Consider the following 11,687-nt stretch of genomic DNA (forward strand, 5'->3'; position numbering starts at 1 on the left):
TCTTCAGAACCACCCGCGTCGCCTCCATCGACCTGCGCGCACCCGACGCGCTATCCTGAAACCGTCACGGATGTCCCGGCACACCTGTTTCGGATGTCTCCGGTCTGAACACCCCTGAAGGGGAGGTGTCGGCGCAGCCGACGGAGGGGGACGTGACAGCCGCCTTCGCGACCGAACCGACCTCGGAAGGGACTTCCCCCTCCGGCCCTTCGGGCCACCTCCCCCTTCTGGGGGAGGATTTCGCGCGCCAACCTACTTCCCGTAGCGCATCCGCACCCGGATCGTGTTCTCGCCGGACTTCACATTGATCCGCGCGGAGTCGAACGACGGCACGCCGAAACGCGAGGGCGCATCGTTCGAAAAGCCGTAGCCCTCGGTCGGCACGCCCACGGCGTTGCGGTCGAAGTCGTGGTTGCCGTTGGCGTCGTGATAGACGGCCACCGCATAGATGTCGGCCTTCGGCAGGTTGAAGCAGGCCTCGGTGGTCGGCGCGCTGGCCGGCACCCGCAGGCGCAGCAGCTTGCCGCGCGGCGCCAGGAAGCGACTCGGGTCGGACGGATAGACCGTGACCGTCACCTCGCCCGACTCGGACTTCAGCCGGCCGACCTCGACGGTCAGCCTCACGCCGGTGTCCCGCCCCACGCAATCCTGCTTCGCCGCCGCCGGCGTCGCCATCCCCAGCAAGCCCAGCAGCGTCCCTAGCGCCGCAAGGCCTGGAAGAACGGTTCGTGCTTCCATGTAAAAGGCCGTGTCCCTATTGTCGCCCCGACGCGATCAGCGCCCGCAGACTCGCCTGAAGTATCGGTTGCCGCATGCCCAACCCCACAGCCCTCGCATTCGGCTACCCACGCTCGAAAGTGGCCGAAACCGACCACTGGTTGCTCCTTGTACGTCCCAAGCAGCCGACTTTCGGGTCTCTCGTCCTGGTATGCAAGGAACCCGTGCAGGCGTTCTCGGATCTTAGCCCCGAGGCCTTCGCCGACATGCGCCTGGCCGTGGCCGGGATCGAGCGCCTGCTGAAGGCCAAGGTCGCCTACGAGAAGATCAACTATCTGATGCTGATGATGATCGACCGCGACGTCCACTTCCACGTCCTGCCCCGCTACGAGGGCGCGCGCCAGCACGAGGGACAGAGCTTCCCTGACGCCGGCTGGCCCGCCGCCCCGGCGCTCGGCTCGGCCGTGGCGCTGGACGACGACGCCGTCGAGCGCCTCGCCAACGATTTCGCTGCCGCGTGGTCCGCCGCGTGAGCAAGCTGAAGAAGAAGTTCGACGCGCGGCGGCTGACGGTCATGGGCCTGATCGACCGCTACCTGCTGCGCCTGCTGGGCTGGCCGCTGGCCGGATGCCTGGGCCTGACCGTGGTCGCCCTGCTGCTCGAGCGCGTGCTGCGCCTGCTCGACCTCCTGTCGCAAAGCGCCGCCCGCTTCGACTACGTCACCCAGTTGGCCCTGAACCTGCTGCCGCATTATCTGGGCCTGGCCTTGCCGGTGGCGTTCTTCGTCGCCCTGTTCATCGTCATCAGCAAGCTGTCGGACGGCTCGGAGATCGACGCCCTGCTGGCCGGCGGCCAGTCGCTGGAGCGTATCGCCGCGCCTTTCGTCTGCATCGGCCTGGCGCTCAGCCTCTTCAGCGTCGCGGTGTTCGGCTACGTCCAGCCCTACAGCCGCTACGCCTATCGCGCCGTGATGCACGCGGCCGTCAACGCCGGCTGGAACGGCCGCCTTTCGGGCGGGGCCTTCATCGACGACGACGGCTCGCTGATGACCGCCGACAGCGCCGACCTCGCCGGCCAGCGCCTGACCCGCGTCTTCATCCGCCGTCCCGACGCGGCCGGCCACGAGGAACTGATCACCGCCGCCAGCGCCACGCTGCAAGTTTCGGCCGACGGCAAGACCGTGACCATGCGCCTGAAGTCAGGCCGCCGCATCGGCAGCGACGCGCGCGGAAACTACCGCAGCCTGGCCTTCGACGACCTGACCACCGAGGCCCCGCTGAAGGCCGCCGCCAGCCTGCTGCGGGCCCGCGGCGGCGACGAGCGCGAGCTGACCCTGGGCGAACTGCTGCATCAGGCCAGGTCGCCCAATCCGGTCGTGCCCAAGGCCACCCTGATGGCCGAGTTCTATGGACGTCTCGCCCGCGCCGCCTTCCTGCCGTTCCTGCCGCTGCTGGCCTTCCCGCTGGGCCTGGCCGCCAAGCGCGGCAATCGCGCGCCGGGCCTGCTGCTGGCCGGGGTGCTGCTGCTGGCCTTCCAGCACAGCCTGCTGCTGGGCCAAAGCCTCGCCGAGTCGGGCCGCATCGCCTCGTTGCCCGCCGTCGGCCTGCCGTTCCTGATCTTCACGGGCCTGGCCGTCTGGCTGTTCGTCGGCAGCCGCACGCGGCCCGGCGACACCCCGATCTCGCGCCTCGTCCTGGCCATGAGCGCCCAGTTCCGCCGCGTCCTCAAGCCGTTCCAGCGCAAGGAGCGCGCCGCATGAAGCTGCAGCTCTACGTTCTGCGCACCGTCGCCACGCGCGTTCTCGGCGCCGTCCTGATCCTGATGGCCATCCTGCAGATCCTCGACCTGCTGGAAGTCACCACCGACATCCTCGACCGGGGCCTTGGCGTCGGCGGGGTCGCCTACTACGCCGCCCTGCGCGCCCCGGCCCTGTTTCAGCAGGTCGCGCCGCTGGCGGTGCTGGCCGGCGGCCTGTTCGCCTTCTCGCAGCTGGCCCGCGAGAACGCCGTGGTCGCCATGCGCGCCGCCGGCATCTCTGGCTATCGCATCGTCGCCATGGCCGTGCCGGTCGCGATCGCCGTGCTGGCGCTCGACGCCCTGTGCGCCCAGGTGGTCTCTCCGCGCACCGACCCGACGCTCAGCGCCTGGTGGGCCGCCACCACGCCGGTCGCCGAGCGCAAGCCCGTCTCCGCCCGCACCTTCCGCGCCGGCGAGGACCTGGTGACCGCCAAGGAAGCGGCCGCCAACGGCGCGCGCCTGACCGAACTGACCATCTATCGCCGCGACAAGTCGGGCGCCCTGACCGAGCGCGTCGTCGCCCCGTCGGCCCAGTTCCAGAACGGCGCCTGGCGGCTCCAGAACCCCGTCACCACCCGCTATCTGGGCGATCGGGTCGAGCCGATGACCGCCGCCTCGGCCACCTGGCCCACGGCCCTGCGCCCTGCCGACGTGCAGGCGCTGTTCGCCGACGCTCCCGCCCCCTCGGCCGCCTCGGCCCGCCGGGCGCTGGAGAACGGCGGCTCGGACCGCCCGCAGAGCTTCTACGCCACCCGCCTGCAGACGGCCTTCTCGGGACCGCTGGCGGCGCTGGTGATGCTGTTGCTCAGCGCCCCGGTGGCCTGGGCCAACTTCCGCAGCGGCCAGGGCGCGGTCCTGCTGACCACGGGCCTGGCCGCGGGCCTGCTGTTTCTGGTCGCCGACGGCCTGCTGTCGGCCCTGGGCGAATCCGGCTCGCTGTCGCCGATCCTGGCCGCCTGGGCCGCCCCCATCGTCTTCGCCGCCCTCGCCGTGCGCGCCTTCGTATCCCTGGAGGGATGATGCCTTTCGATTCCGCGGCCGAGGCGATCTCGGTCCTGCCCGTGCGCACGCCCGACGAGCTGAAGCGCTTCATCGCCCTGCCCGCGCGCCTGAACGCCAAGGATCGGAGCTGGATCACGCCGCTGGCGCTGGAGCGCACAGAGGCCCTGTCGCCCAAGACCAACCCGTTCTTCCAGCACGCCGAGGTGCAACTGTTCCTGGCGGTGCGCGGCGGCCGCGACGTGGGCCGGATCAGCGCCCAGATCGACGAGCTGACCCCGCAGAAGATCCCCGGTCGCCTGGACGGCCATTTCGGCCTGATCGCCGCCGAGGACGACGCCGACGTCTTCGCCGCCCTGCTGCGCACGGCCGAGGCCTGGCTGCGCGAACGCGGCCGCACTCACGCGATGGGTCCGTTCAACCTGTCGATCAACGAGGAGGTCGGCCTGCTGGTCGACGGCTTCGACACCCCGCCGATGGTGATGATGGGCCATGATCCGGCCTATGCCGGCGGCCGCGTCGAGCAGCAGGGCTACGCCAAGGCCAAGGATGTCTACGCCTACTACGCCCCCATGCAGGCCGACCTGCCGCCCGCCGTGCGCCGCCGCGCCGAGCGTCCGCCGGCCGATGGCGTGGTGCTGCGCCAGCTCGACATGAGCCGCTACGACGAGGAAGTGGTCACCCTGACCGAGATCCTCAACGACGCCTGGAAGGACAACTGGGGCTTCACCCCCACCACCGAGGCCGAGACCGCCCAGCTGGCCAAGGCCCTGAAGGCCGTGATCGACAAGCGCCTGACCTGGTTCGCCGAGATCGACGGCGAGGCGGCCGGCTTCCTGGTGTTCCTGCCCAACGTCAACGAGGCCATCGCCGACCTCGACGGCAAGCTGCTGCCGTTCGGCTGGGCCAAGCTGCTCTGGCGACTGAAGGTCAAGCGCGTGAAGTCGGCCCGCATCCCGCTGATGGGGGTCAAGCGCAAGTTCTCCGACAGCATCCGCGGCCGCATGCTGCCATTCCAGATGATGCACGCCGGCCGCACCTCGGCCATCGCGCTCGGCTACGAGCGCTTCGAGATCTCGTGGGTGCTGGAAGAGAACATGCCCATGCGCCGCATCGCCGAGTCGCTGGGCGCTGAGATCTACAAGACCTACCGGATCTACGAGAAGGCGTTGTGACCCAGAGCTTCAAGGCCCTCGTCCTGGCCGGTTCGCGGCCCGGTGAGATCGACAGCGCCGCGGCCTATGCCGGGGTCTCGCACAAGGGCCTGATCACGCTGCAGGGTCGCACGCTGCTCGATCGCGTGCTCGGCGCCGTGCAGTCGGCGGGCGCGGAAGGGATCGGGGTGTCCACGTCGGACGCGGCCATCGTCGAGGCCTTGCCGGACGGCGTTCGCGCCATCGCCGCCTCGACCGAAGGCCCCAGCCAGAGCGTGCGCGAAGGCGCCGAGAGCCTGGGCTTCCCGCTGCTGATCACCACGGTCGACCACGCGCTGCTGAAGCCCGAGTGGATCACCCAGTTCCTGGCCGACGCCCCGGCCGACGCCGACGTGGCCCTGATGCTGGCCCCGGAGGAGCGCGTGCGCGCCGCCGCCCCCGACACCAAGCGCACCTACCTGAAGTTCCGCGACGGCCGCTTCTCGGGCTGCAACCTCTTCCTGTTCCGCTCGGAAGCCGCCCTGCCCGCCATCGCCCTTTGGCGTCGCGTCGAGCAGAACCGCAAGCAGCCGTGGAAGATCGCCGCCATGCTCGGCCCGGGCCTGCTGGTCCGATACCTGCTGGGCCTGCTCACCCTCGACGAGGCCATAGCGCGCCTTGGCCTGCTGGCCGGCGTCAGGGCCGCCGCCGTACGCGCCAGGGACGGCCTGGCCGCCGTCGACGTCGACAAGCCCGCCGACCTTGACCTGGTGCGCAAGATCGTCGGCGAGACGGTCTAGAGCCTAGCGCCAGTACCCGTTCGCCGCCGCCACGGTGGCGAAGTTCACGGCCACCACGTGCGAGACCGCCACCAGCGCCTGCGCGTCATCTTCGTAGATCGCCCGCAGCCGTGCACGGATCTCTTCGGAAGGCTGGGTTTTCTTGACCGCCATCCGCGAGAGCTTGACGGCGAGATCGTAGCCCTCCTCGGGCGTGGCGGTGATCAGGCTGGGCAGCCAGGTCGGCATCGGCGTCGCTCGCGTTGTTGCGCCTCGAGGCTAGACCGCCCGGCGGGCGCGAAGATTGGACGAAAGGCTCCGCCGTTCCATCCAATCGCGTCGGAGGATCAGGCGCTGAGCCGCACGATGATCCCAAGACCCGTCGCCGCGACGGCCAGGGCCACGGGGATGGTCAGGATCTGGGCCAGGGCCGAACCGGCGCTTACGCGCCCGGTCCAGGTGGAGAGCCCCTGGCGCAGGAAGTCGGCGAGGTCTGGCCGGGTTTCCGCCTTCGGCTCCATGCGTAGGATCACGGCCGGCACGCCCAGATAGACGGCGAGATAGGCCGCGCAGACGCCCAGCACCAGGCCCACTTCCGCGTCGCCCAGAAAGGCCAGGCCGAACGCCCCCAGGATCGCGCCATAGGCGCCGACGATCATCCAACCCACCGCCCTGGGCAGATCGGGCGTCGACGGCTCGGGCGCCTGAGGCGTGCGCAGCATGGGTTCGGTCGCCGCCGGGGCCGTCCGCTCGCGAGGCGCGGGCGGCTCCCAGGACGGGCCTTCGTAGAAGGCGTAGGTCAGCGGCGTCGTGGTGGAGACATAGTCCATGACAGAGGCTCCTTCGGCCGCTCAGCGGCCGGGTTCAGGGGATGGGGAACACGCGCACTCAGACGGCCAGGGCCTCGTCGGCCGGGCCGAAGAACTCGAAGTGGATCCGCTCGGACGCCACCCCGGCCCGCGACAGCCCGCCGACGAAGGCCCGCAGGAACGGCTTGGGTCCGCACAGGAAGAAGTCGGCGGTTTCGAACGGGGTGTTGGCTTTCAGCCAGTCGACGGTGATCAGGCCGTCGTGGTCGTGGGTGCGGCCGGCCTCGTCATTGGCGGCGGGCCGGGCGTAGAAGGTCGCCACCGAGGTCTTGCCGTGCGCCTTGGCCAGGGCCCGGACGTGGCTGTCCATGGCGTGGCTGGCGCCGTCCAGCGCGCCGTGCACGAAGGCGGTCTCCAACTGCGGATGCTTGTCGGCGATGGTCTCCAGCATGCTGACCATCGGCGTCAGCCCCACCCCGCCCGACAGCAGCACCACCGGCCGTTCGGGCGTGTCGGGAAGGAAGAAGTCGCCCGCCGGCGGGGTCAGCTCGACCCTCGTGCCGATCTGCGCCAGGTCGTGCAGGAAGCGTGAACCGCCCTGCCCGCCCTCCTCGCGCTTGACCGAGATGCGATAGGCCGTCGCGTTGGGCGCGTTCGAGATCGTGTAGTTGCGGCGGATCTCGCCCTGGTCGGGCGTCGCAAGGCGCAGGGTCAGGTATTGGCCGGGCTTGTGAGCCAGCACCCTGCCGCCATCACGCGGCCGTAGCACGAACGAGGTGATCACCGCGCTCTCGACCGTGCGCTCGGCGATCTCGAAGGTGCGCCAGCCGGTCCAGCCGCCGTCGGTCGCCTCGATCGCGTCGCGGATGGCGTGCTCGCGTTCCTGCAGCAGCCCGGCCAGGAACCAGTAGGCCTCGCCCCAGGCGGCCAGCACCGCCGCGTTGGCCGTCTCCTCGCCCAGCACCTCGACGATCGCGCCCAGGAGGGCGCGGGCCACGTAGGGATAGTGCTCGGGCAGCACGTGATAGCCGACGTGCTTCTGGGCCATGCGCTCGACCGCCGGACCCAGCACCTCAAGGTTCTCGATGTTCAGGGCGTAGCCGACGATCGCGCCGGCCAGGGCGTGATGCTGCTTACCCGTCGCCTGATTGGCATGGTTGAACAGAGCCTTGATGTGATCGTCCTGGAACAGCCTGGCGTACATCGCCTTGGTCACTTCGGTGGCGCGCGCGGCGACCACCGGGGCGGTGGCCTTGACGCACGCGATCGTCTCCGCGCTCAGCGGCTTGGGCATCGTCTTGCTCCTTGGAAAACAGGGTTTGGGGCGTCAGGCGGCCAGAGCCGGCTCGCGGTCGTAGAAGTCCACCTGCATGCGGATCGGCCCCAGCGGCTCGACCCGATGGATCTGTTGCGGCCGCACCAAGCCCGGCACGCCGGGGCTCAGCTCGACCGACGGGACGTCGGCGTCGTCGTAGTGCAGCACCAGCCGCCCCTCGATCAGGCGGATCACGCCCCAGACGCCGGCCCGGGTGCCATGATCGCGGCGCAGGCCCTCAGGCAGGGTCGTCTCGTCGAACACCGGGGTCGAGCGATAGGGCGCGTCGGGCGCCGGCCGGCGGCTTTCCAGCGCGCCGTTCAGGTTGCGGGCCATGCGCGCGGCCTTCTCCTGCAGCTCCGCCGCGTGCCGGGGCGGAACGAACGCATCCGTCGCCTCGCGCCATAGGGCCAGCCAGCGATCGAACATCTGGGGCTCGATGCGCTCGACATGCTTCATGTGCGTGGCCAGCGGATTGCCCTTGTAGCGAGCCGAGGCGCGCATCACCGACGACCAGAAGTCGGCCAGGCGGTCGAGGTGTTCGTCCCAATCCTCGATCGCGTCCGCGAAGACGGGACCCAGCTGCGGATCCTCTCGCACAGCTGCGTAGAAGCTGGTCAGCAGCGCCGGCAGGACGGTGTCGTCGAAATCGAAGACAGGGTTGGCGGACATGACGCCCTCAATTCATTCATCTGGAATGCATCTATTCTCGCGGCTAAAAACATGCAATCTTAATGCATGATTTATCCGCCGCGCCGAACCCTTAAGGGGAGCCGATGAAGCTCACCCGATACACCGACTACGCGGTGCGCACGGTCGTCTACCTGGCCAATCAGGAAGGCCGCCTGGCCTCGATCGCCGAGATCGCCCGCGCCTACGACATCTCGCAGAACCATCTGATGAAGGTGGTGCAGCAGCTGGCGGCCGCCGGCTTCGTCGAGACGCTGCGTGGACGCGGCGGCGGCCTGCGGTTGGCCCGCCCCGCCGACCAGATCAATGTCGGCGCCCTGGTGCGCGAGACCGAGGGCGGCTTCGACCTCGTCGACTGCTCGGCTTGCGTGGCCGCGCCGGGCTGCGGCCTGCCCCGGATGCTGGCCGAGGCGACCCGGGCTTTCCTGGCCGTGCTGGACAGCTACAGCGTCGCCGACATCTCGCGCCAGCCAGAGGTGATGCGCCAGCTCTTCGCCCAGCGGGCCTGAGGCTCCCCGGCCACACAACGACAAAACACGGCGTTCGGCTTTGCATGCGGCCCGCGCCAGACCTATGTGCCGGCCATCGCCGCCGTCCTTGCGACCGACGGCGGCTTTGTTTTCGCCTGTTCGAAGTCTGTCTCGTGCCGTCATTCCTTCGCGCCGCCGCCCTGGGCGCCCTGCTGCTGCTGTCGGCCTGCGCCAGCGTCGACATCCCCGCCTCGCCCAAGGCCGCCTTCAGCCGCAGCGCCTCCAGCGTCCTGTCGACGGGCGTGACCTACTGGAGCGAGACCCGCGAGAACCCGCTGCGGCAGGTCTATCACGTGGTCCAGCTGGACCTGGCCGACCCCAAGGTCGAGTTGTTCGTTTCGCCGCCCAATGACGGCGCGGGCCAGTACCACGCCCGCACGACCTCAGAGTTCGTGACCGCCTCTGGCGCGCTGCTGGCCGTCAACGCCAGCTATTTCGTGCCCTTCAAGGCCGGCTCGCCCGGCGGCGACGACTTCGCGCCCCATGCCGGCGAGCACGTCGATCCGGTCGGCAAGGTGATCGTCGGCGGCCGCGAGGTAGCCCCGCCCGACGACCCCGAGGTGGATCCGCGGGTCAACGCCATCCTCTGCATCCACCCCTCGTTCGTGGAAATCCGCTCCGGCGCGACCTGCCGCTGGGACGTGGTCGACGCGGTGGCGGCCGGCCCCGTTCTGCTGGTCGACGGCGCCGAGCAGTCGTTCCAGAATGCCGGCCCCAAGTATGCCCGCGACCGCCATCCGCGCACCGCCTTCGGCGTTTCGGCCGATGGCCGCACCGGCTGGCTCGTGGTGGTCGACGGCCGCCAGACCGTCATCAGCGAGGGCGCGACCCTGGTCGAGCTGACCGCCTTCTTCCGCGACCTGGGCGCGGCCGACGCCATCAATCTGGACGGCGGCGGCTCGACCACCCTGGCCGTGGACGACGGCTTTGGCCGTCCGCGCGTGCTGAACTCGCCGATCCACACCGGCGTGCCGGGCCGCGAGCGGCCGGTCGCCAACCAGATCGGCGTCCGCATCGTCCCGGCCCAGCCCTGATCGCCGGCCGCGGGCGCTTGAACCCCGCCGCAAGCTGGACGAGCATGAGGCCATGCTTGCCCGAATCCCGCTTTTCCTGGCCGGCGCGGCCCTGCTGACGCTCGCCGCCTGCGCCCAGCCGCCCGCGCCGAAACCGCTGGCCGCCGCGCCGGCGACGCCGATGGCTTCATCGCCTTCACCGATCCGGCGACCTGCCGGGAAGCCCCCGACTATCGCCGGTTTCTCGACAGCCTGCATCGCATGGACGCCACCGGGAAAAAGCTCGTGCTCGGCCAGCCGGTGATCCCGCCGGCCTATGCCGCGCGCTTCGGGACGCCCACCATCCGCCGCGGAAACCAGGGCGAGCAGATCGTCCAGGTCCCGGTAAACGGCACATGGCGCGGCCTGCCGGTCACACAGATCGTCCGCGTAGCTAAGGCCGACACCGACTGGATCAATGAAGGCATGATCTTCGCCGCGCCCAAGGCAACCGTGCTGAAGGCCGCCAACGACGCCGGCTTCGCCCTGCCGCCGTCGGGCGAACGCACCCTGTCCGACGGTCTGGAGATGCAGATCTCGGTCGCCGGCCTGCACGACGACCCAACCCATTCGATGCTGTCCTGTGGGACGTGAGCCGAAACGGCCGGGCGCCTGTTCCTAGGTCTTCGAGCTCTCGGCGTCGCCGGACTGGGGTCCGCCCTTCAGGCGGTCCTCGTGCGCGTGGTGCATGTCGCGCTCGCCGCCCCCGCCCGAAACCTTGCTGTGGCGGCTGTAGCGGTCGGGATCGTCGCGGTCTTTCACCGTCGGGTCGGGACGCGGCTTCGTGCGGTCCTCGTGGCTGGCGCCGGGACCGCCATGGCGCTCGGTGTTCGGATGCTGTTCGGGCATGGTTTCCTCCGTCGATGCAGAGTCAAACCCGGCCCGGCGCGGGGACGTTCCTAGCGCCCCGCTTGGCCGCGAGACCCGGCCTCAGGCCGGGGTCGCCTCGGCGACGGCCCAACGGGCGGCCAGCTCGCGGTTCTTCGGCAAGTCTTCGGGGAAGTCCATCTCGGCCCAGTCCAGGCCCTGGATCGAGCGCACGGCCACGGCGTCGTGGGCGCGGGCGATCTGGTCGATGGCCGACAGGTACCAACGGCGCAGGCCCTCGGGCGTGCGCAGAGAGCGCTCGACGATGTCGGTGAACAGCGCAGCGCCTTCCGGCTCGAAGCGCAGGAAGCCGATCGACTCGGCGTCGTACTCGGTGATCGTCTTGCCGATCTCGCGCAGTGCATCGCCCTCGGTACGCACCTTCATGTCGTCGGAGTCGTAGCCGTCCTTGCGGTCGATGGTCACCGTGATGGGGGCCGACGGGGCCGACAGCAGGCGCTCGGCGATGGCCGGCTCGAACAGGGTGTCGCCGTTCAGCAACAGGAACGAGCCTTGCATCTCGCCGCGCGCCATCCACACCGAGGCCAGGTTGTCGCTGACGCTGTAGAACGGGTTGAAGATCGTGCGCAGGGTCAGGCCCGGCAGGCGCAGCTTGGCCAGCTCGGCCTCGACCACGTCGGCGGCGAAGCCGATGACGACCACCACCTCGGTGACGCCGGCGCGGTGCAGGTGGCGGATCTGCCATTCCAGGACCGAGCGGCCCGACAGGTCCACCAGGCACTTGGGACGAGTGTCCGTCAGCGGCGACAGGCGCTTGCCCTGTCCGGCGCTGAGGATGATGGCTTTGACCGGCGACTGCATGGCGAAAACTCGGACGCGCCGCGAAGACGGCGGCGAAGACGGGGGTGAAAAAGGGCGAGAGTACGACTCGAAACGAGCCATATCAGCGCAAATTGTGCGCGACCATAGCCGTGGCAAGGTCCGGCGTCCCGCAAAACGCCGCTTGCGACAATCCGCCCGCCCTGGAAGCTTGCGCCC

15 protein-coding genes are annotated in these 11,687 nt (G+C 69.9%); 8 read left to right on the plus strand and 7 right to left on the minus strand.

Translation table 11 applies throughout. The features are described 5' to 3' along the window. Window positions 1-252: 252 nt before the first annotated feature. Entirely contained in the window at window positions 253-624 is a 372-nt protein-coding gene (locus DDF67_RS03505) for a DUF2141 domain-containing protein (protein WP_233247533.1), read from the minus strand. A 188-nt stretch (window positions 625-812) separates the two neighbouring features. Here DDF67_RS03505 and DDF67_RS03510 point away from each other — a divergent pair, with 188 nt between their 5' ends. The 5 genes from DDF67_RS03510 to DDF67_RS03530 are packed head-to-tail and all read left to right on the plus strand — an operon-like array spanning window position 813 to window position 5,446. Continuing rightward, window positions 813-1,250 carry an HIT family protein gene (locus tag DDF67_RS03510; RefSeq protein WP_109099561.1) on the plus strand — a complete coding sequence of 146 codons (438 nt, stop codon included), beginning with the start codon at window positions 813-815 and terminating at the stop codon, window positions 1,248-1,250. A 41-nt stretch (window positions 1,251-1,291) separates the two neighbouring features. Further along, entirely contained in the window at window positions 1,292-2,476 is a 1,185-nt protein-coding gene (locus DDF67_RS03515; RefSeq protein WP_109099606.1) for an LptF/LptG family permease, read from the plus strand. Continuing rightward, window positions 2,473-3,534, plus strand: a complete 1,062-nt coding sequence (locus DDF67_RS03520) for an LptF/LptG family permease (protein ID WP_109099562.1) — start codon at window positions 2,473-2,475, stop codon at window positions 3,532-3,534. Before DDF67_RS03515 ends, DDF67_RS03520 begins: the two co-directional genes overlap by 4 nt. Continuing rightward, on the plus strand, window positions 3,534-4,688 hold the full coding sequence (gene bcerS / locus DDF67_RS03525; protein WP_109099563.1) for a ceramide synthase: 1,155 nt from the start codon (window positions 3,534-3,536) through the stop codon (window positions 4,686-4,688). The genes DDF67_RS03520 and bcerS overlap by 1 nt, the downstream gene beginning before the upstream one ends. Continuing rightward, complete coding sequence (locus DDF67_RS03530) at window positions 4,685-5,446, plus strand: nucleotidyltransferase family protein (RefSeq protein ID WP_109099564.1); 762 nt, start codon at window positions 4,685-4,687, stop codon at window positions 5,444-5,446. The genes bcerS and DDF67_RS03530 overlap by 4 nt, the downstream gene beginning before the upstream one ends. A 3-nt stretch (window positions 5,447-5,449) precedes the next feature. On the opposite strand, the gene DDF67_RS03535 is transcribed toward DDF67_RS03530, so the two are convergent. The 4 genes from DDF67_RS03535 to DDF67_RS03550 all read right to left on the minus strand — a co-directional run bounded on the left by DDF67_RS03535 (window position 5,450) and on the right by DDF67_RS03550 (window position 8,221). Then, a complete protein-coding gene (locus DDF67_RS03535; RefSeq protein ID WP_109099565.1) occupies window positions 5,450-5,674 on the minus strand; it encodes a hexameric tyrosine-coordinated heme protein in 225 nt (74 codons plus the stop codon). Between the two features lie 98 nt (window positions 5,675-5,772). Then, window positions 5,773-6,255: a hypothetical protein gene (locus tag DDF67_RS03540; RefSeq protein ID WP_109099566.1), complete on the minus strand. Its 483-nt coding sequence runs from the start codon at window positions 6,253-6,255 to the stop codon at window positions 5,773-5,775. Window positions 6,256-6,313: 58 nt separating this feature from the next. Then, window positions 6,314-7,528, minus strand: coding sequence for an NO-inducible flavohemoprotein (gene hmpA / locus DDF67_RS03545; protein ID WP_109099567.1), 1,215 nt, complete (start codon window positions 7,526-7,528; stop codon window positions 6,314-6,316). Between the two features lie 33 nt (window positions 7,529-7,561). Next, window positions 7,562-8,221: a DUF1971 domain-containing protein gene (locus DDF67_RS03550; protein WP_109099568.1), complete on the minus strand. Its 660-nt coding sequence runs from the start codon at window positions 8,219-8,221 to the stop codon at window positions 7,562-7,564. Between the two features lie 104 nt (window positions 8,222-8,325). On the opposite strand from DDF67_RS03550, the gene DDF67_RS03555 reads away from it, so the two are divergent. The 3 genes from DDF67_RS03555 (at window position 8,326) to DDF67_RS03565 (ending at window position 10,415) form a co-directional block, all read left to right on the plus strand. Then, the gene (locus DDF67_RS03555) at window positions 8,326-8,748 is read left to right on the plus strand and encodes an Rrf2 family transcriptional regulator (RefSeq protein WP_109099569.1); all 423 of its coding nucleotides are present in this window, start codon (window positions 8,326-8,328) and stop codon (window positions 8,746-8,748) included. Between the two features lie 134 nt (window positions 8,749-8,882). Beyond that, complete coding sequence (locus DDF67_RS03560) at window positions 8,883-9,803, plus strand: phosphodiester glycosidase family protein (RefSeq protein ID WP_158277987.1); 921 nt, start codon at window positions 8,883-8,885, stop codon at window positions 9,801-9,803. Between the two features lie 240 nt (window positions 9,804-10,043). Continuing rightward, window positions 10,044-10,415, plus strand: coding sequence for a hypothetical protein (locus DDF67_RS03565; RefSeq protein ID WP_109099571.1), 372 nt, complete (start codon window positions 10,044-10,046; stop codon window positions 10,413-10,415). A 24-nt stretch (window positions 10,416-10,439) separates the two neighbouring features. On the opposite strand, the gene DDF67_RS03570 is transcribed toward DDF67_RS03565, so the two are convergent. After that, window positions 10,440-10,670, minus strand: a complete 231-nt coding sequence (locus DDF67_RS03570) for a hypothetical protein (RefSeq protein WP_109099572.1) — start codon at window positions 10,668-10,670, stop codon at window positions 10,440-10,442. Between the two features lie 81 nt (window positions 10,671-10,751). Beyond that, window positions 10,752-11,510 carry a phosphocholine cytidylyltransferase family protein gene (locus tag DDF67_RS03575; RefSeq protein ID WP_109099573.1) on the minus strand — a complete coding sequence of 253 codons (759 nt, stop codon included), beginning with the start codon at window positions 11,508-11,510 and terminating at the stop codon, window positions 10,752-10,754. Window positions 11,511-11,687: the final 177 nt, after the last annotated feature.

This window comes from Caulobacter endophyticus (assembly GCF_003116815.1).
Classification (GTDB): Bacteria; Pseudomonadota; Alphaproteobacteria; order Caulobacterales; family Caulobacteraceae; genus Caulobacter; species Caulobacter endophyticus.

Excerpts from the sequence above, each read along its gene's own strand:
- DDF67_RS03565 (WP_109099571.1), top strand. The coding sequence starts at position 10,044 with ATGGACGCCACCGGGAAAAAGCTCGTGCTCGGCCAGCCGGTGATCCCG.
- DDF67_RS03570 (WP_109099572.1), bottom strand. The coding sequence starts at position 10,670 with ATGCCCGAACAGCATCCGAACACCGAGCGCCATGGCGGTCCCGGCGCC.
- DDF67_RS03515 (WP_109099606.1), top strand. The coding sequence starts at position 1,292 with ATGGGCCTGATCGACCGCTACCTGCTGCGCCTGCTGGGCTGGCCGCTG.
- DDF67_RS03535 (WP_109099565.1), bottom strand. The coding sequence starts at position 5,674 with ATGCCGACCTGGCTGCCCAGCCTGATCACCGCCACGCCCGAGGAGGGC.
- DDF67_RS03520 (WP_109099562.1), top strand. The coding sequence starts at position 2,473 with ATGAAGCTGCAGCTCTACGTTCTGCGCACCGTCGCCACGCGCGTTCTC.
- DDF67_RS03510 (WP_109099561.1), top strand. The coding sequence starts at position 813 with ATGCCCAACCCCACAGCCCTCGCATTCGGCTACCCACGCTCGAAAGTG.
- DDF67_RS03575 (WP_109099573.1), bottom strand. The coding sequence starts at position 11,510 with ATGCAGTCGCCGGTCAAAGCCATCATCCTCAGCGCCGGACAGGGCAAG.
- DDF67_RS03555 (WP_109099569.1), top strand. The coding sequence starts at position 8,326 with ATGAAGCTCACCCGATACACCGACTACGCGGTGCGCACGGTCGTCTAC.
- hmpA (WP_109099567.1), bottom strand. The coding sequence starts at position 7,528 with ATGCCCAAGCCGCTGAGCGCGGAGACGATCGCGTGCGTCAAGGCCACC.
- DDF67_RS03540 (WP_109099566.1), bottom strand. The coding sequence starts at position 6,255 with ATGGACTATGTCTCCACCACGACGCCGCTGACCTACGCCTTCTACGAA.
- bcerS (WP_109099563.1), top strand. The coding sequence starts at position 3,534 with ATGCCTTTCGATTCCGCGGCCGAGGCGATCTCGGTCCTGCCCGTGCGC.
- DDF67_RS03550 (WP_109099568.1), bottom strand. The coding sequence starts at position 8,221 with ATGTCCGCCAACCCTGTCTTCGATTTCGACGACACCGTCCTGCCGGCG.